Source organism: Catenuloplanes indicus, assembly GCF_030813715.1.
Taxonomy (GTDB): Bacteria; Actinomycetota; Actinomycetes; order Mycobacteriales; family Micromonosporaceae; genus Catenuloplanes; species Catenuloplanes indicus.
Map to the genome: position 1 here is coordinate 1,722,175 of NZ_JAUSUZ010000001.1, position 17,803 is coordinate 1,739,977.

Genomic DNA, 17,803 nt, shown 5'->3' on the forward strand with positions numbered 1-17,803 from the left:
ACGGCAAGCGCACGCAGGCCTCCGCGCACCATGGTTCTCCTCTCAGCCGGATCGGATCCGGTAACCAGGATCGGACGTCCGCGGCGGGTTGGGATCGGTGGTCGTCGCCGATGACCGCCCGCCGTCCGCGGCCTCCCGGTACATGTCGCGCAGTTCGCGGCGCGATCTGACCCCGAGCTTGGCGAAGATGCTGTGCAGGTGCGTGTCCACCGTACGCGGGCTGATGAGTGTCCACTGTACGCGGGCTGATGAACAGTTCCGCCGCCGCTGCCTTACTGGTCGCGCCCTGCGCGACCAGACAAGTGACCGCTCGTTCCTGGGCGGTCAGCGCCGCCTCCCCGGCGTTGTGGTGCCGGACCACGCCGGTGGCGGCGCGCAGCGCACGGCCGGCCCGCACTCGGTCCGCTGCTGCGCACGCTCCGGCTGAACGCCGGCCTCGCCCTGGAACAGCTGTCCGAGGCCGCCGGTGTCAGTGACCGTGCCATCGGTGACATGGAACGCGGGGTGAGCAGAGCGCCCCGCGCGGGCACCAGCAACGCGCTCGCCGAGGCGTTGCGTCTCGACGACGAGGGTCGGCGGTCATTGGCCGGGGCCGCCCGGGCCGGCCGGCGGGAAGCCCTGGCACCCGGTGGCGTCCTCACCGGCCTACCGCTGCCTCGCGCCGTCGCGGACTTCACCGGGCGCACCGCGGAACCGCGCAGGATCAGCCACCACGCCGACACGATCAGTTCCGGAACCCGGTCCTCCGTGCTGCTGATCAGCGGGCGCCCGGAATGGGCAAGACGGCGCTCGCCGTCCACGCCGCCGCCCGGTTGTCCCACTCGTTCCCCGACGGCCATTACTTCGTCGACCTGCGAGGCCTCTCGCCGCAGCCGTTACCCCCGATCGACGTACTCGCTCAGCTCATCCGGGCGGTCAGCCCACGGACCCGGGTGATCCCGCCGAGGCTCGCGGAGGTCACGGACCTGTGGTGCGGTGTCAGCCACGGCAAGCGCGTCCTGCTGGTGCTCGACAACGCCGCCGGCCTGCGGGTGAGCGCGGCGTTCGCCCTGTCGTACGACCTGTTGTCGCCCGACGCCCAGCGGCTGTTCCGGCGCCTGCCGATGGCGGCCGGCGACACGACCGGTATCGAAACGGCCGCGGAGATCAGCGCCACCGGGCAGCGCTTGCGTACGTGGTTGTTGAGCACCACCATCGCCGCCGGGCGGTGGTTCGAGCCGGACCCGGCCGCCGCCGAATCCGCATGGCCGGAGACCGTCCCGTCGGCCGACGCCGCCGAGGCATGGTTGCCGGCGGAGGCGGACGCATGGCTGGCGGCTCTCCGTGAGGCAGCACAGGCCGGCGAACATCGCATGGTGGTCGACGTCACCGAGGCCCTGCACCGGTATTCCGACCGATGGCTGCACGGGCACCGGTGGCACGACGTCTTCACTCTGTCGGTGAACAGCGCCCGTCGCCTCGGCGACGCCCACCTCCAGGCGACGCAGCTGGGATACCTCGCCTGGACCCCGGCTGGTCTGCGTCGTCGACCACGATCTGGCGCTGCGGCACGCTGACGAGGCGTTCGGCCTGGCTCAGAGGATCGACGATCAGATGGCATGGGCACGTCTCTACGCCGCGTGGGCTCTCGGGGAGCAGGGCCGCAACAAGGCGGCGCTCACGGCATCGGAGCAGGCCGTCGACCTGTTCGACCGGGCCGGCAACCGAACCGGGGTCGCGAACGCGCTGATCGGGTTGAGCCTCGCGTGGCAAGCGCTGGGCCGCCACGCAGACGCGCTCGCCGCCCTGGAACGCGCCGTTGCCGTGTTGCGGGATCCGGCGGCCGGTCCCGCCGGCTCGATCACGACGATCCCGGTGACCGGAGCGCTGTGCCTGACCGCAGAGATCCACCTGGTGCTGCACGCGGACGAAGCGGCCGTACAGGCCGCCACGGCCGCGTTGCGGACACCGGGCCTGCCGATGACGGCACCTGCCCGCAGCCGCACACTCCGGGCCCGGGCCCGCGCCTACCAGCAGCTCGGTGACATTTCCGCGGCCCGGGCCGACCTCGATGCGGTACTGGAGATCAAGAAGGTGGACCGCGACGAGACCACCTTGCGGAAGGTGAAGGACCTGCTCCGCGCCCTGCCGGCCGCTGGGTAGCGAACGTCCCGCGCGCTTCGGAGTGGTGGCCACGGATACGGGAGTGCACGGTGCGGGCCGGTCAGCCGGTGTTCACCCCGGCGAGGTCGTAGTCGTGCTGCACCGGTTCCTGACGCCGGATGCGGCGGAACCGGCCCGGCGACACCCCGAACCGCCGTTTGAACGCGTTGGCGAAGGCGAACTCCGAGGCGTAGCCCACCCGCCGGGCGACGGATGCCAGCGCAGCGTCCTCGGACGCCGGGACGCCTCCTCCCGCAGCCAGGCGCGCAGCACGTAGACGAGCAGCAGGTCGAGCAGGGCCGGCCGGGCCGCGTCGGGCGCCCGGCTCCGGGCCGAACCGGTTGCCCCACGCGCCCAGCTGGCGGGTCCGGGCGAACTTCGCCCGGCCGGTCCGCAGGGTGCCGATCGCCTCACTGAAGACGTCCACTCATCGACCGTATCGCGTAGTGGTACGCCGGCGTATGAACAGGGCCTGATTCAACATGGATGCGCTCATTCTACGGATCTAACGTGGAGTTCGCGGCGGCGACCACGCCGCCGGCGAGATCGGAGGAGCTGCCATGCCCGCATTCGTCGTCATCGACCTCGACATAGCCGACCCGGACGGGTTCCGGCAGTACGTCGAGGGCGTCGGTCCCCTGATGCAGCGATTCGGTGGCCGCAACCTCATCACCGACGGGGACGCCCTGGTCCTGGAGGGTGACTGGAAGCCGTCGACGCTGGTGATCCACGAGTTCCCGGACCGGGAGACCGTCCAGCGGTTCTGGGACTGCCCGGAGTATCAGCCGCTCAAGGACCTGCGCCGCAAGCACTCCACGGTGAAGGTCGTCGTCGGTGAGAACCCGTCGTGAGCGGTCCCCCGGGCGGCACGCGAGAGGGGCAGTTCAGGTGGCGGGTAGCGCGGAGCGCCGCTGCGGCGACATCACGTGCAGCACCCGCTTGCCGCGGACGTGGCGGGTGCCCAGATCACGGTAGGCGTCCTGGACCCGGTCCAGCGGATAGGCCCGCGCGATCGGGATGACGATCCGCCCGGCCGCGGCGAGACCGGCGATCCGCTCCCCGATCTCCGGGGTGTCCGCCTGCGCCTGGGCCGCGGAGCGGACACCGTACCTCCGGACCCCGTTGCCGTCGGCGGTCGTGTTGATCCGGTCCGGTGGCACCCCGGGCGAGACCGCCACGTCGACGTTGCCGGCTCCGAAGGTGTCCAGGTAAGCATCGACCCCTCGGGCGCCGCCTCCTGAAGACGTTCGAGCAGGCCGGGCCGTACCGGACCGGAGTAACGCCGAGGGAGGCCAGGAAATCGAGGTTGTCCGCGCCCGCGGTGCCGATCACGCGGGCTCCGCGCAGTGCCGCCAGCTGCGCGGTGACGACGCCGACACCACCGGCCGCCGTGGACACGACCACGGTCTCGCCGTCCCGGGGAGCGACCGCCTCCACGCCGGCCCACGCGGTCGCACCGGCGCCCGCGATCGTCGCCGCCTCATCCCAGCCGAGCCCCGGCGGCACGATGGCGAGCGCGGCGGGGTCGGCCACGACGAACTCGGCCTGCGCGGCCCGCGGCGCGAATCCGAGCACCGGCTGGCCGGGCCGGAACCCCGGCACGCCCTCCCCCACCTCGACCAGCACCCGGCCCGGTGGGGTCTCCGGCCGCGGGACGTCCACCACCTTCAGTACCTCGGGTTCGCCGTACCGCTCGAATCGCACTGCTCGGGGCACTGTTGTCCTTCAGATGGTCGTCGGCGCGGCGATGTCCGCGTCACCGATTCTGCACATCGGGCCGGATCCTGGTATCCGGGTGAATCGCCTAACCAGCGCGAGCCGGGAGCGCAGTTCCTGACGGATACGGCGGTGGCCGGGCCGCTCGGTGCGGCCCGGCCACGACTCGTCAGGCCCCGGGCGGAAGCGCCCGGGTGCTCAGCCGATGTGTCCCGTCCCCGTTCGAACGGCCGGGCGGCACCGGATGCCGGAGTCGGCAACCTCGGCTCCCGGCGCCACCCGGTGCTCTACTGCCGGTTCGCCGCGATACCGGCCCGGTAGGCGGCCGGTGCGTTCGGACCCAGCGGCGTCTGGATCAGCGACGACTGGATGTAGAGCGCCGGTTCGTCGAAGTAGGACTCGAACGCCAGGTCCTCGGCGTTCGCCGCGAAGAAGTCCTGGTACAGCTCGATGTAGGCGGGGTTGTCGCCGCCGGCGTTGCCGGCCCAGTCACAGTCGCGGTCCGGCTCCGGGTAGATCGACACGTTGCACGAGATGCCCCACTCCGGGACGGCGAACTTCTTGCCGTTGTCGAGCGCGTACCGCAGCGACTCGTTCAGGTAGTCGTTGAGGTGGGTGGCGCGGCCGGCGGCGGTGTCGGCCGCCGGGTACGAGTCGTAGGAGTCGATCGCGTACACGTCGACGTAGTCCTTCACGACCTGGAACGCGTCGCGGGCACAGTCCGGGTCGTTCGGGCAGGTCTGGTGGTCGTCGCCCTTGTTCGGGTTCCAAACGATGCGCAGTCCCGGCGCGACCCCCTTCATCCACTGCACGGCCTGGATGAACGCGGCCTGCCACGCCACCCGGTTGGTGTCGGTGAGCGCCCACTCGGAGCTGGGCAGATTCATCTCCCAGCCGAGCCGTACGTACGCGTTCGGGTCGATGTCGGCCATGCGCGTGGCGAGCAGCTCCCACTCGGCCTGCGTACCGAACGTCTCCAGGGTCCGGTCCTCGGTCCACAGCGGGATCGTCATGACCAGATCCTGTCGCTCCTTGTCGAACTTGTCCGGCAGGCTGCGTTCCCAGAGCTTGTAGTCGATCATCCAGTCCCAGTAGTCGCGCGGCGGGAACAGCACCACGTTGTCGACCGGCGCGCCGCGTTCGGTGGCGAAGACCTTGATGAAGCCCTGGTCCATCGGCTGCACGGCGGCGCCGGAGTTCCACGGCAGCAGGCTCAGCCGGTCGGGCAGGTAGTAGCCGAGCACGTCGGTCAGCAGCCGCACGGTTCCGCCGCCCGTGTTGCGCAGCACCACCCGGCCGTCCGCGCTCAGCCGCGAGACCTGCTGGGTGGGCCAGCGGCGCGCGTCCGCCTGGTACGACAGCTGCCGTGCGACCGGCGGCGAGGCGCCCGCGGCGTACACGTTGACGGCACCGGCCTCGTACGTGCGGTCGTCCTTGATGACCGAGTTCGCCGTCAGGTTGAAGACCACGGCGGAGGCGCCGGACTCGGGCACATCGGCCTGGCCCGCGAAGGTGACCACGGCGGTCGGGTCCTCGTCCGCGGCGATGATGTGCTCACCACCGATCCGGGCGGGCTTCACCGGCCGGTACACCGATCCGATGGCCGTGCCGGAGGAGTCCTGGAAGTAACCGGCCACCTCGACCCAGACGGTCGCCGGGGTGGTGGACTCCAGCAGGAACGTCCCGTCGGCACCGATCGGCACGGTGATCTGGGTGGTGTAGCGCGCGCCGGAGCCGCCCGGGTACTTCAGGTCCCAGGACGTGGCCGGCTTCCGCACACCGCTCGGGTAGGCGACGAGCTGACCGGCGGTCGTGCTGCCGGGCAGCACGGACACGGCCGCCACGACCGCCGTCACCCCGCTGCCCGGGATCCCGCCCTTGCCGAGCGGCGCGATCGGCGCGGGCGTCGAGGCCTTGAGCGCGGTGCCGGCGGGGACGAGCCGCGCCGGGTGCAGCGGCACGAACGTCGAGTGCACGGTCGTCGCCGCGTCCGAGGTGTAGTAGCCGACCACGTCGACGGACACCGACGCCTCGGCACCGGTGGTGGAACCGTTGTAGACCGCGATCCGGCCGTCCGGGCCCAGCCCGGAGATCACGGCGTTGTCGGCCGGCTGACCGGCCACGAAGTTCACGGTGGACGTACCGGCGCGGGTGGCACCGCTCGGGTAGACCTGCAGCAGGCCGTTGCCGGTGCTCTGCGCGTGCAACTGGAACGCGATCGCGGAGACCCCGCTGGCCGGGACGCCGCCCTTACCGAGCGGGCTGAACGTCGTGGCGGTGGCGGCGGCGAGCGAGAACGTCTCGATCCGGGCCGACACCAGCGGCTGGTACTGCCCCGCGGCCGGGGCGTCGGCAACCGCAGCCGGAGCGATCTCCGCGGCGTGGGCGGGTATCGCTGCGGAGGCGGTGAGCAGTGAGATCACCACTGCGGAGGCGAGCAGCGGACGTAAGTGGCGCACGTGTCTCCCATGGTTCAGAGTGACGCATCGGAAGCAGGCTATAGACCGAACGTGAACCGGGCACGGTTTACAGTGGACTAGTGCGGTAGCTAACACCGCGGCGCCGGGCAGCCACCTCAGCAGTTCGAGAGCAGGTCGGCGGCGACGCGGATCAGCCGCGAGCGCCTGTGCGACACCGCGGTTCCCGCCCTTTCCAGCGTCGCGCGATAGGCGTCGAGACGGCCGATCCAGGAGATCCGGTCGACCGGGTCGACACAGTCGGCGTAGGAGCCGTCGGCGGCGCGCGTCACCCGGTCGATCCGTTCCATGATCGGCCGCACTCGCGGGTGCGTCATCGGGTCCGCGTCGAGCAGGTGCGCGGGCAGATCGCGCAGGGCCAGGAAGACCTCGGCGACCGCGAGGTTCGCCCGGTCCGCGGCGGTTACCGCGGTGGCGCGCAGCAGCGCCAACGCGTGCCCGCCGGTGAGCTCGCCGGCCAGCAGGAGCTGGAACAGCAGGCCGTCCCAGGCGAACCGCTCCCGCCGTCCGCCGGTCACCGCCAGATAGTCGTAGACGAACGACACCGGGAGCCGGCCGCGCCCGGCCGTACGGTAGGCCGGTTCGACGTCCAGTGTGGAGGTGGCAGCCGGGCGCAGCCGGGTTCCGGACAGTCCGCCGGTCCGCCGGCCGACCTCCAGGGCGGTGTGGAACGCGGCCAGGCGCGCGTCGTCCGGGTCCGCGGCGGCCAGGCGGCGCAGCGCGTCGCCGACCGGCCCGGTGTGCAGCAGGGCGGCATGCGCGCGGTGGTATGCCTCCGCCGGGACCGGGTCGTAGGCCGACAGCCAGCCGATCAGCGGCGCCGGGAGTTCGCCTGTCGGCGGACGAGCCGCCGGCAGCGCGGCGGCCGCCCGGAACGCCCCGGCCGTCGGTGCCGGGCCCTGATCGGTGAGGGAGACCGAGGTGCCGTCGGCGCCGCGCAGCCGCCATACCCGGTCGAAGCCGGCCGGTTCGGGGGCCAGCACCGGCGTCCGCCGGTGCGCGCGCGTCCGTTCGAACAGCCGCCGGCCGTACGCGGTCGTCTCCGACGCGACCACCAGCGGCGGCGGGCCGATGCGGGTGTACCAGCGCAGCGCGCGGTCCAGGTCGCCGATCACGGCCGTGACCACGTCCGGGGTGCCGGACAGGTCGACGGCGATCACCGGCCGCCCGGCCAGCGGCGCGAGCGCGCGGATGCGCTCCAATGTCGCAGCGTGCCACCGCCCGAACGCCAGCACAGGCACCGGTGGCCTGACCGCCTTACCGGGCGGCGTCGTGCCGCTCGTGGCGCTCGGGCGGTGCGCGACGGCGACGCGGCCGGGCTCCCGGCGGGTGCGTACGGGGTCGAGCAGGGCGTCCTCGGTCCGGCCGGTGACCGAGGGGCGGGCCGTGCCTGGCGGGCCGGCGACCACCTCCTCGGTGGCGACGATCACCTGGCGCAGCGCGCCGTCGGCGTCGGTGACCACGCGCAGCGCGCCGAGCAGGACGTCGGCCGGCTGGTCGATGGTGAAGTCCTCGAACCGGCCGTCGCCCTCGAGCTGGGTCTCCACCAGCGTGAACTGCTGCTCGTCGTGCCGGTAGACCAGGACCATGTGGGCGCGTGCGGCCGGGTTCGCCGCGGCGATGTCGGCCGTGGCGTGCTCCGCCGTCAGCGGCTGCACCCAGACCGGCGTGATCGCCCCGACACGCAGCCCGGCGAGTGCGTCCCGGCCGGCCGGCGGGCTGAACCAGCCGCCGAGCCGCGCGGCGAGCGCGTCCCGGCCGCGCAGGCCGCCGGTCTCCGCGGACGTCAGCGGCGTGCCGATCGTACGCAGCACCGCGCCGACCCGGTCCACGCAGTCCGGTGCGCCGTCCCACGGTTCGGCCTGGGCCAGCGCATTGTGGATCTTGAAACGGTCGGACGGCAGCATGCGCGCGAACAACGCCCGCAGGTGCGGCGCCACCGCCTCGGCCCGCTCGGCCAGCCGGTCCAGCGCCACCTCCGCGAAATCCAGCGCGGTGTGCGCGGTCCGGGCGTCGCGCAGCTCGACGACCACGCCCGCGTTCTTGACCGCGCGCCGCACCGACGACCACGACGCGCGGACCGCGCGGGCCGCCGTCCCCTCCCCCGCGGAGGCCTCGAGCACGGCCGGGCCGATCGCCCTGACCACCCACTGCAACTCCGCCAGCCGGACGGCCGGATCGTCGACCCGCCACCGCGCGTCACCGACCGGGCGGGCGACCTCGTCCGCGCTGCGCCGGGTCAGCTCCGGGCGCGGCGGTGGTTGCGGCGGTGTCCCGCCGTCCTCCAGCCACGAGATCGCCTCCAGCAGCCCGCCCTGCTGCTCGTTCCAGGCACGGGCCCGCTGCGCGGCGTGGTGTGCCTGCTCCGACAGGTGCAGCACCCACTCGAACGTGGTGTCGAGGTCGTCCAGCGTCGTCCGGTTGTCGCCGCCCGGCGCCGGGTTGCGCATGTTCTGCACGTGCCGCAGCTCCACCGGGTACTGCCGGCCGACGCCGGGCGGGCCGGGATGCGACGCCACGGCCTTCATCCCGCCGTAGATCCGCGGTTGCGACAGCCGGGAGCGGCGGTCGGCGGAGAACAGCGATTCCAGTCGCTGCCGCGCGGTGTAGTCCGGCTGGCCGTCGGCGCTGGCCTCCAGCCGGTCCAGCGGGTCCACCCCCCGGTCCCGCAGGCCCTTGAGCCGGGCCGCCAGTTCGTCGCGGACCCGCGTGACGATCCGGCCGGCGTTGCCGGTCATCCAGTTCAGGGCCAGCTCCGGCAGCCGGGCGTAGTCGATCAGATCGGCGCGGCTGAGCATCAGCGCGCCGTTCTTCGGGTTGAACCGGCCCTTGCGCGCGAACGACATCGCGAGTGCCTGGGTGACACCGAAGGCGACGGTGCCCTGCAGCGCGGTCGCCTCCTCGGATTGCATCAGCCAGTCGATCTCGTCGTCGCGGAGCGGCCGGTCGGTCAGCGACCGCAGGAACTCCTCCGCGACGCGGCCACCGACGCCCAGCGCCTCGATCTGCACCAGCGCCACGTCCTCGGGCAGCGAGCGGGTGCCGGCCTGATCCAGCTGGGTCATCTGCAGCATGGCGGGCAGACCGGTTAGCTCGACGTCCGGCGTCGCCTGGTAGAAGTACGACGACGGGTGCACGTTCGCCGGCAGGTGCAACGGCAGCCCGGCCGTCAGGCCGCCGACGCGCACGTCGCCCGGCCGGGTCAGCGCGGCCGCCAGCGTCCGCGCGTCCGCCTCCGCCCGGTCCCCGCGCAGCGTCGCGACCCAGTCGCTGAGCATCCGCTGCCGGTTACCGGCCCGGGGGTCCAGTGCCTCCTGGACGGTCAGCCCGTGCCGGCCCGCGTGCTCCAGCCAGCGGACGGCCACCTTCAGGTAGGCGTGCTGTCGCGCCGCGGTGAGCCGGGTCCCGTTGCGCTCCTCGTCGAGTGCCGCGCCGGGCTCGGTCACCACCTCGACGATGTCCCAGCCCTCGACGTGATCCAGCGTGTCGCCGGCCTCCGCCAGATGCTGCACGGTCGGGTACCAGCGCCCCGACGTACCGCGTGCGACCTCGGTCTCGTCCGCCTTGATCTCCAGGCCGAGCGACCAGATGGTGGCGAGCGTGGCGCTGGAGAGGTTGCCGCGGGGGATGATGCCGGTCCGGGGGTCGGGCAACCGTGCCGCGCCGATCCGGATCATCGTCTCCAGCTCCTCGCCGACCAGCCCCGGATCGCGTGGGCCGGTGCGCGGGTCGGCCAGCGCGTCCCGCAGCCGCGCGCCCGGGTCGAGCGTGATCGGCTCGCCGGTACCGGCCCGTCCGGTCGCGGTGGTCACCTGCCGCAGCCTGCCGTCCGCGCCGGTCACCAGCCGGGCCATGCCGGTCAGCGCGGCCGGCGGGGCGTCGAGCGTGAACGGCTCGATCCGGCCGGGCTGCGTCTCCACCAGCAGGAAGTCGCGCGCGGAGACCCGGTGGACCAGCACCAGGTGCGGTGTCGCGGGCCCCGGCGGTGGCTCGATCCAGACCGGGGTGATCGCGCCGTGGCTCAGCGCCGACAGCGCGGAGAACCCGCCGGGCGGGCCGAACCATCCGCCGGCCAGGGCCGCGACGCGGTCACGTGGGCGCAGGCCGTCGTCGGTGACGGCGGCGGCGCCGAGCTCGCGGAGTACGGCGGTCACCCGGTCGGCGCAGTCCGGGTCGCCGGACCATTCGCCGACCCGGTCCAGGGCGTCGAGCAGCACGGCCCGCGCCCGAGCGGTCCCGGGGCCGGCCGGGCCGCGCGGCGGTGTGGTCCCGGCCGGGGCGGCGGCCGGTGGCGGTGGTGCGGCGGGCGGTAACAGCGACACCGTCGCGCCGGGCGTGCCGGCCCGGGCGAGATCCGCCGGTCCGGCCGGCGCGAGCCCGCCCGGACCGGCCGCCCAGACCGTGCCGCCGTCCGGGATCAGCCAGCGCAGCCGTCCGGCGGCACGGACCAGCGCGGCAGCCCCGGACCCGAGCGCCGCGGCCACGTCACCGGTGAACGGGGCGCCGCCGAACCGGTCCCAGATCTCGTCGGCCGTGGGCGGGGTCAGCCGGCCCGGGTCCCAGTCTCCGGCCGTCCCGGTGAGGATCATGCCGACCGCCAGCGGGTACGCGGCCGACGACGACGCGCCCAGCTCCCGTACTCGCTGAAGGGGTGTCCTCGACGCGTCCGCCGCGAGCCGCGCGGCCGCACCGAGCAGCTCCCGGGCCGCCGCGTCCGTGGGGGGCAGGACCCGGACCGCGGCCGGCGTGCCGGTGGTCTCCCGGCCGGCGGCGTCGACCGGGACGACGCGCGCGGACAGCGGCATGTCCGCGCGGTACGGCAGGCGGGCCTGCGCGCCGGTCGCCTCCGTCGCGGCGAGCCAGGCGTCCAGCCGGGACGGGCCGCCGGGCATCCCGGTGAGCACCGCACCGGCCGGCATCGACTCCAGCGCGGTTCGCACCGCCCGCAGCGCCGCGGGCCGGTCCAGCGCCACGTCCGGCAGCACGACGGTGCCGCCCCGCCCGGCGCGGGCAACGTTCATCGCCCTGGTCAACGCGAGCAGGTCGACCGCGTCGGCCATCGTGCCGGGATGGAAGTACACGCCGCCGGGCACGGGGACGAAGCGTCCGTCCCGGCACAGCTCGGACATGGGCGTAACGGCCACGGTCTCTCCCCCGGACGCAGTCGTGGCCCTGAACAACGAGACGCCGGTCGATTCGGTTCAGCACCGGATCTTCCGGCACACCGATGGCACGGGCGACGGACGGTGCGTGGCACGGGCACGTGGGCTGTGGGATGCGGGCTCATCGCACCCCACAGCCCTCGTACCGCGAGGAGGTGGTCTATTGCGCGGACTCCACCGCCGGCCGGGGTCAGGAGAACTGGGCGAAGAAGCGCCAGATCTCCACCTTGGTCCAGGTGGTGATGCCGCTCTCGGTGTAGGTTCCGTCCACCGGGCCGGGCAGGTGCCCGTTGTCGAACGCCGCCCACTGCCCCGGATAACCGGCCCGGCATCCGGCGTAGGCGGTGGTGACGTGGGTGCGGCTGCCCACGCCCGGTTCCGGTGGGTTCTGCGCCGCACATCCGTTGTTGCGCACGAACGTGTCGCGCAGCGCCCGCCCCTGGGCGACGGGCAGCACGGTGTCGCTGATGCCGTGCGGGCCGAAGTAGGCGACCGGCTGCGTGCCGCCGCTGCATCCGCTGATCTGGCCGCCGGCGATCACCGCGACCGCCCGGAACACCCCGGGCCGGGCGCAGGCCAGGGCGTAGCTCATGCCGCCGCCCCAGCTGAAGCCGGTCGCGAACCGCTGCGCCGGGTTCACGCACAGCTCGCCGTCGAGCCGCCGGATCATGTCGTCGACGAAGGTGACGTCCTCGCCGCCGGCGTTGCCCCAGCCGTTGCCCAGCCCCTGCGGCGCTACCAGGACGGCGCTGTCGGCGGACTGCTCCTGCTGGCCGTAGTAGGACCAGGGCGTGCCGCTGGTGCCGCCGGAGGAGATGTCCTGCATGGTCCCGCCGCGCCAGTGCAAGACCCGCTCGTACACGCTGCGCGTCCCGGCCGGCTACGACCCGGCCCGCCGGTACCGGCTGATCCTCGCCTTCCACGTAGGTCAGGGCGGCGGTCGCCGTGGTGAGGTCGAGGGTGCGCGCGTACTGCGTCACCGTCCCGGACGACGGGAAGGCCAGCCGCAGGTTGCCCACCGGCTGATAGGCCAGCTGCCCGCCCGGGCTGCCGATCACCGTCTGGTTGATCAGGTTCTGTGCCTGGCTCCACTGGTCGGCGAAGACCAGCCGCCGGATGTCGGCCAGTGCCGCCGCGCCGCGGGGATTGCCGGAGTCGTACGGGCCACCGGCCCAGACGGTGTCCTCGTTGAGCTGGAGCAGGTCGGCGTCGACGTTGCCGAACACCATGGCGCCGAGGCGGCCGTTGCCGACCGGCAGCGCGCGCAGCCAGTCGGTGCCGGCCGGGCCGTCGTAGCGCAGCATCAGCTCGCCGTCGGCCGGGAGCGCGTCACCGCGGGCGGCGCTCCACCCGGCGGGCGCCAGCGTTGCCCCGGCACAGGCCGCGCCGGCCGCGAGCAGGTGCCGTCGTGTCACTGCGCTCATCACGATCTCCAACCTATTGGCTGCGATCGATGTTATCCCTCACATTCCCGCCGTCAAATCTGGTTCTCCATGGGTGAGAAACGGACCCGAAACGGTGACCGGAAAAGTGTTACCGGCAGCACGCCGACGCGGTCGAACGGCGTACAACAAGATGCCTTTATGCAGGTCGAGCAAACCCTCGGAGCACCGGCTCACCACGGGACATCCACACCGGCAACGTTGCACGCAATTGACGTTCCTCATGACCGGTGGGTGCGTGTGAGCGTTAACTTGCGAACATCAGCCGATCCCCGATCTCGCACGCGGGTGCCGCGCTCGGGGGCCGCGCTCGGCACCACCGCGCCGCCCCGGGCCAGCCGGACGGTGGAAGGATCAGGCAAGAGGATGCGAATGCGTGCCCTGCCCGGCCGGCACCGGCATCCGTAGCGTTTCTCCTGTTCCCAGCGCCCTGGGGCACCCGTCGAAGGATGACGACAACAGACAGGAATTCGCATGGCAACGCCGCCGAGCACCACCGGCCAGCAGCTCGCCACCGCCGTCAACGCCTTCGCCGAAGGGCTCGACTACCAGGACGTGTCCTACCCCTCCGCCGACGGTGTGCCGCTGGAGGCCTGGTACATCCCGCGCCGGGGATCCAGCAAACTCATCGTGTCCATGCACGCCTTCGGCTTCAACCGCTACGGCTTCGCCTCGCACGTCGAACCGTGGAAGTCGATGTACGGGCCCGGCAACGACACCGAGATCAGCTTCATCAAAGATCACCGGATCCTGCACGACGCCGGATACAACGTCCTCGCGTTCGACTTCCGCAACCACGGCCTCAGCGGGGCCGCGAACGGCGGGCTGTCGCTGAACAACATGTTCGAGGCCCGTGACGTCATCGGCACCATGACCTGCATCCGGTCGCGGGCCGACCTCGCCGCGATGGACCTGGCGGTGATCTGCGGGTCAGGACCAGCGCCTGGGCACCCGCCGTGACGATGCCGCCCCTGACGTACGCCGTGCGTCACGACTCGATCCTCAAGGCCGGTGACGTGGAGGAGTCGTACGCGGCGATCGGCGCGGACGACAAGGGCATAGGGGGGGGGCGGACACCATCCAGCAGATCGCCGCCTCGGTGGGATTCGCAAGCCGTCACAGTTCACCCGCGACCACCGGCGTTCCTTCGGCGCGTCGCCCCGGGCGGACTCTCCCAGCGCCCGCGGGCCGCGACCGTACCCCGGCCGCGCGGCAACCGGCCGAGCCCGCACCCCGGAGCAGCCCCCGGCCGGTACCGCCGGCTGACACCGGCCTCGACCATCCATCAGGCGGCCGCCGGCGTCCCGGCGGCTCCGATGTGGTCATTGAGGACCCAGCGGCGGCGTCCCCGGTGCTTGGCCTGGTACATGGCCGCGTCGGCGGCGCGCAGCACGGTCGCGGCGCTGTCCGGCAGGTCGTGGCCGTAGGAGGCGATGCCGATGCTGACGCCGACGGTGAGGCCGGTGCCGCGGAACGGCACGGGCCGGGCGACCTGGTCGAGGACTCGCTCGGCGAGCTGCGTCGCGGCGGTGGCGTCCAGGCCGGGGCAGAGCAGCACGAACTCGTCGCCGCCGAGCCGGGCGACGAGGTCGGTGCCGCGCACGGTCTCGCTGAGGCGTGCGGCGATCGCGGTGAGCACGGCGTCGCCGGCCTCGTGGCCGTGGGTGTCGTTGACCTCCTTGAAGCCGTCGAGGTCGCAGTAGAGCAGGGCGACGGGCCCGCCGGTGAGGGTGCCGGTGAGCCGGTCGTCGAGCACGGTACGGTTCGCCAGGCCGGTGAGCGGGTCGTGGTGGGCCTGGTACGCCAGCTGCGCCTGGGCGTGCTCCTGCTCGCGCACCGCGATGGTGAACCGGGCGAGCACGAAACCGGCGCAGACGGCGGTGGCGATCAATGCGATGAGCCGCTCCCGGCTGACGCCGCCCTCCAGCACGGTCAGGGCGGGCGCGGTCATCAGCGCCAGGCCGAGGAACACCACGCGCGCCGGGTGCAGGGCGGACACCGCCGGGTTCGGGCGGGTCAGCTCGGCGTGGCCGGTGTGCAGCCGGGCGGCGACGATGAGCGCGACGCCGAACATGATCAGCGGGGTGCCGATCCGGGCGACGTCGAAGTCGGGCAGCCAGGCCGGCACGACGTTCAGGCTCAGGTCCACCGTCAGGTACAGCATCGGCAGCGCCAGCAGCAGACGCGTGGGTACGCCGCGCGCGCCCGGGGACAGGGCGATGATCAGGGTGGCGGCCAGCAGGACGACGTCCCCGAGCGGGTAGAGCGCCGGGATGACGTTCTCCAGCACGCTGTAGGCGGGATCGAACAACGGCTCGACGATGAACCGCCAGATCGCCGCGGCGGCGGCCATGGTCAGCGTCAGCGCGTCCAGGACGGCCCCGCGCATCCGCCCGGCCGCGCGCCGGCGGGCCATGCCGAGCAGGGCGGCGGCGATGACCGGGTAGCCGGACAGCCAGAACAGGTGGCCCAGGTACCGCCAGACGCCGGACTCGTACAGGTAGGAGACGGTGTTGGCGACGTCACCGGCGAACCACAGGGTGGCCGCCACGGCGACCAGGACCCACGGGCGGCGGGGCGTGCCGCTCTCCCGGCGCAGCGCGGCGATCCAGGCGACGGCGCACAGGGCGAGGTAACCGATCAGGTAGACGACGATGCCCACGGTATGGTTCCAGAGGGCGATCGACGCCGATGCCAGGATCGCCGCGGTCGCGACCAGCCCGTACGCCGACTTGTTCTGCACAGGTGAGGCTGTCGGCGGAAACAGCGGCCGGCTGAGCGGATGTGACCGGCCGCACGGCCGGGGCCGGGCCTCGGCTCGGGCGGGTCGGCGGTCTCCAGCAGGCGAGCCGGTTGTGCAACGGTGGTGAGTGCCGCGGGCGCGAGGGCGGTGACAACGGCTCGGCGTAGCGTGATTGCGCTCCCGGTGCCGGTGCGTGGGGACCCCGGTTCATCGGCCGCGACGGCCCGGGGAAAGCATGTGGCGTGCCGGTCTCCGCCCGTTTGGGTGGACACGGTCCACCGGGTGGTTGGCCGGCCCGCGGGACGCTGTGGTTCCCTCGTGATGGTCGTGACCGCACTGAATGGTCCGCCGCGGGGGGAGGAGCATGACGACCGCGTTCGACGCGTTCCGGCGGCGCTGGGACGAGATGATGGGCGAGGGCTACCGGCTGCCGGCGTTCACACCGGCGACCGTCGCGGGCTGGCGCGGGGTGGACCCGCTGGCCCGGATCGACGACGTCATGGTCAGCCGGATGGACCGTGCGCCCGTGATCAGCACCGTGGGCATGCCCGCGGACACCACGGACCGTGCCCGGCTGTGGATCGTGCGGCACGGCGGCTGGACGCTGCACGATCCGCGGCGGGAGACCGCGCTGACCGTACGAACCGGGCAGTTCCTGCTGCACCACGGCGCGACGAGCCGGTTCGTCTCCGCGCCCGGCACCAGTTCGCTGCACCTGACGTTCCCGGCCGTCGGCTTCGATCCGCGTCCGGTGCGCGGCTCGGCGCTGACGCCCGAGGTCCGGCTGGTCGCGGCGCACGCCGAGATGCTGCACCTGACCTTCGCCGGCCTCGGGCCCGCCGGGTCCCGGGCGGCCCGGGACACGCTGGTCGAGCTGGCCCGGGCCGTGCCCCGGGGCGGCTTCGACGACGCGGAGCCGCGGCTGGCGCCCGCGCTGGCCGAGGCCGCGAAGCGACTCGCCGACGAGCGACTGGCCGATCGCGGCCTCACCCCGGCGATGCTGGCCCGGGAGTTCCACGTCTCGCTGCGTACCCTGCAGCGGGCGTTCGCCGGATCCGGCACGAGCGTGGCCGGGTACATCCGGGACCGGCGGCTGGAACGGGCCCGCGGTGACGTCATCGCCGGCCGCCTGACCGTCACGGAGATCGCGGCACGCTGGCACTTCACCGACGGCAGCCACCTGACCCGGGCGTACAAGCGGCGCTACGGCCACGCGCCGAGCGCTGTCCGCCGGTGACGCCGTCGATGTCCCGGATCAGCCGTCACCGGCTCGGCGCGGTGTACCGATCCGAGAGCCGCACCGGGCTGTCGTCGAGGTCGTGGTAGTAGATGTCCGCCTCGGTGCGGTCCGTGTGCGCCGACCAGTACTGCTCGGCGATGACGTCCGGCGCGGAGCCGGCCCGGCCCTGGCCGATGTTGGCGGCGATCGACACGTGGGCGGCGTGCACGCCGGTCCCGGCCAGTCCGGCGTGCAGGTTCAGGGCGTAGCTGCGCAGCGCGGTGACCGCGATGCTGACGTTCGCGATCTGCGGGACGATCATGCGGCTGGACACCGCGCCGGCGGTCAGCAGAATGGTGCCGGAACCTCGCGCGATCATGCCGGGCAGCACCTGCTGTACGGCCGCGACGCTGCCGTACAGGTGCAGTTCGATGTGCGGCGCCAGCGACTCCACCGAGGTGTCCGCCGCGTCGGTGAACGGCGCGGCGGCAAGGTCGGCCGGGCGCGGCGTCGGCGAGAACTCCAGCACCTCGATCGGCCCGAGCTGCTCCTCCGCGTCGGCCAGCGCCCGGGTCAGTGCCGCCCGGTCGGTGATGTCCGCCGGGAAGACACCCACCCGGACGCCGGTGATGCCGGCGGCGATGGCATCGAGCGCGTCCCGGTCCCGGGCGATCAGGGCGACGTCGAGACCTTCGGCGGCGAAGCGCGTGGCGATGGCGCGGCCCAGCAGGGAACCCGCGCCGACGATGGCGATGACACTCATGGCCGGAAATCTAGAGAGCCGGCCGGGGTGCGGGCTTGGATCCGCGCGTCAGGCGCCCGGCACATTCGCGACAGCCGCCCGGCGGGACGCCGCCGCGGACCGGGGCGGGCCGCCCCCGTCTGACCTGTGCCGGCCCGTC

Annotated in this window: 13 protein-coding genes and 3 pseudogenes; 6 read left to right on the forward strand and 10 right to left on the reverse strand. The window is 73.2% G+C overall.

Features of this window, described 5'->3' with window-relative positions:
* Positions 1-42: 42 nt before the first annotated feature.
* Together J2S42_RS41900 and J2S42_RS41905 are read right to left on the reverse strand one after the other, a co-directional pair.
* A complete protein-coding gene (locus J2S42_RS41900) occupies positions 43-210 on the reverse strand; it encodes a hypothetical protein (protein ID WP_370879150.1) in 168 nt (55 codons plus the stop codon).
* Between the two features lie 22 nt (positions 211-232).
* Positions 233-397 (reverse strand): annotated as a pseudogene (locus J2S42_RS41905) (LuxR C-terminal-related transcriptional regulator); the annotation flags it as partial.
* Positions 398-405: 8 nt separating this feature from the next.
* Between J2S42_RS41905 and J2S42_RS41910 the strand changes: the two are divergent.
* The 3 genes and pseudogenes from J2S42_RS41910 to J2S42_RS08070 form a co-directional block, all read left to right on the forward strand.
* A pseudogene (locus J2S42_RS41910) lies at positions 406-573 on the forward strand (helix-turn-helix domain-containing protein); the annotation flags it as partial.
* Positions 574-773: 200 nt separating this feature from the next.
* Complete coding sequence (locus tag J2S42_RS08065; RefSeq protein WP_307236939.1) at positions 774-1,556, forward strand: hypothetical protein; 783 nt, start codon at positions 774-776, stop codon at positions 1,554-1,556.
* 37 nt (positions 1,557-1,593) lie between these two features.
* Complete coding sequence (locus tag J2S42_RS08070) at positions 1,594-2,142, forward strand: tetratricopeptide repeat protein (RefSeq protein WP_307236941.1); 549 nt, start codon at positions 1,594-1,596, stop codon at positions 2,140-2,142.
* Positions 2,143-2,203: 61 nt separating this feature from the next.
* Here the strand turns inward: J2S42_RS08070 and J2S42_RS41915 are convergent, their stop codons facing one another.
* Entirely contained in the window at positions 2,204-2,569 is a 366-nt protein-coding gene (locus J2S42_RS41915; protein ID WP_370879151.1) for a helix-turn-helix domain-containing protein, read from the reverse strand.
* A 133-nt stretch (positions 2,570-2,702) separates the two neighbouring features.
* On the opposite strand from J2S42_RS41915, the gene J2S42_RS08080 reads away from it, so the two are divergent.
* A complete protein-coding gene (locus J2S42_RS08080) occupies positions 2,703-2,993 on the forward strand; it encodes a DUF1330 domain-containing protein (RefSeq protein ID WP_307236944.1) in 291 nt (96 codons plus the stop codon).
* Positions 2,994-3,026: 33 nt separating this feature from the next.
* On the opposite strand, the gene J2S42_RS08085 is transcribed toward J2S42_RS08080, so the two are convergent.
* From J2S42_RS08085 to J2S42_RS08105, 5 genes and pseudogenes are all read right to left on the reverse strand, one after another.
* Positions 3,027-3,443, reverse strand: coding sequence for a zinc-binding dehydrogenase (locus J2S42_RS08085; protein WP_307248663.1), 417 nt, complete (start codon positions 3,441-3,443; stop codon positions 3,027-3,029).
* 702 nt (positions 3,444-4,145) lie between these two features.
* Positions 4,146-6,317: a hypothetical protein gene (locus tag J2S42_RS08090; RefSeq protein ID WP_307236946.1), complete on the reverse strand. Its 2,172-nt coding sequence runs from the start codon at positions 6,315-6,317 to the stop codon at positions 4,146-4,148.
* 116 nt (positions 6,318-6,433) lie between these two features.
* Entirely contained in the window at positions 6,434-11,479 is a 5,046-nt protein-coding gene (locus J2S42_RS08095; RefSeq protein WP_307236948.1) for a hypothetical protein, read from the reverse strand.
* Positions 11,480-11,687: 208 nt separating this feature from the next.
* The gene (locus tag J2S42_RS08100) at positions 11,688-12,359 is read right to left on the reverse strand and encodes a CE1 family esterase (protein ID WP_307236950.1); all 672 of its coding nucleotides are present in this window, start codon (positions 12,357-12,359) and stop codon (positions 11,688-11,690) included.
* 64 nt (positions 12,360-12,423) lie between these two features.
* A pseudogene (locus J2S42_RS08105) lies at positions 12,424-12,921 on the reverse strand (glycoside hydrolase N-terminal domain-containing protein); the annotation flags it as partial.
* 492 nt (positions 12,922-13,413) lie between these two features.
* Between J2S42_RS08105 and J2S42_RS08110 the strand changes: the two are divergent.
* Positions 13,414-13,899: an alpha/beta hydrolase family protein gene (locus tag J2S42_RS08110; protein WP_307236953.1), complete on the forward strand. Its 486-nt coding sequence runs from the start codon at positions 13,414-13,416 to the stop codon at positions 13,897-13,899.
* Positions 13,900-14,224: 325 nt separating this feature from the next.
* Here the strand turns inward: J2S42_RS08110 and J2S42_RS08115 are convergent, their stop codons facing one another.
* A complete protein-coding gene (locus J2S42_RS08115) occupies positions 14,225-15,682 on the reverse strand; it encodes a GGDEF domain-containing protein (protein ID WP_307236955.1) in 1,458 nt (485 codons plus the stop codon).
* Positions 15,683-16,046: 364 nt separating this feature from the next.
* Here J2S42_RS08115 and J2S42_RS08120 point away from each other — a divergent pair, with 364 nt between their 5' ends.
* A complete protein-coding gene (locus J2S42_RS08120) occupies positions 16,047-16,919 on the forward strand; it encodes a helix-turn-helix transcriptional regulator (RefSeq protein ID WP_307236958.1) in 873 nt (290 codons plus the stop codon).
* 25 nt (positions 16,920-16,944) lie between these two features.
* Here the strand turns inward: J2S42_RS08120 and J2S42_RS08125 are convergent, their stop codons facing one another.
* Positions 16,945-17,664 carry an SDR family oxidoreductase gene (locus J2S42_RS08125; RefSeq protein WP_307236961.1) on the reverse strand — a complete coding sequence of 240 codons (720 nt, stop codon included), beginning with the start codon at positions 17,662-17,664 and terminating at the stop codon, positions 16,945-16,947.
* Positions 17,665-17,803: the final 139 nt, after the last annotated feature.

Excerpts from the sequence above, each read along its gene's own strand:
- J2S42_RS08065 (WP_307236939.1), top strand. The coding sequence starts at position 774 with ATGGGCAAGACGGCGCTCGCCGTCCACGCCGCCGCCCGGTTGTCCCAC.
- J2S42_RS08070 (WP_307236941.1), top strand. The coding sequence starts at position 1,594 with ATGGCATGGGCACGTCTCTACGCCGCGTGGGCTCTCGGGGAGCAGGGC.
- J2S42_RS08080 (WP_307236944.1), top strand. The coding sequence starts at position 2,703 with ATGCCCGCATTCGTCGTCATCGACCTCGACATAGCCGACCCGGACGGG.
- J2S42_RS08110 (WP_307236953.1), top strand. The coding sequence starts at position 13,414 with ATGGCAACGCCGCCGAGCACCACCGGCCAGCAGCTCGCCACCGCCGTC.
- J2S42_RS08120 (WP_307236958.1), top strand. The coding sequence starts at position 16,047 with ATGACGACCGCGTTCGACGCGTTCCGGCGGCGCTGGGACGAGATGATG.
- J2S42_RS08125 (WP_307236961.1), bottom strand. The coding sequence starts at position 17,664 with ATGAGTGTCATCGCCATCGTCGGCGCGGGTTCCCTGCTGGGCCGCGCC.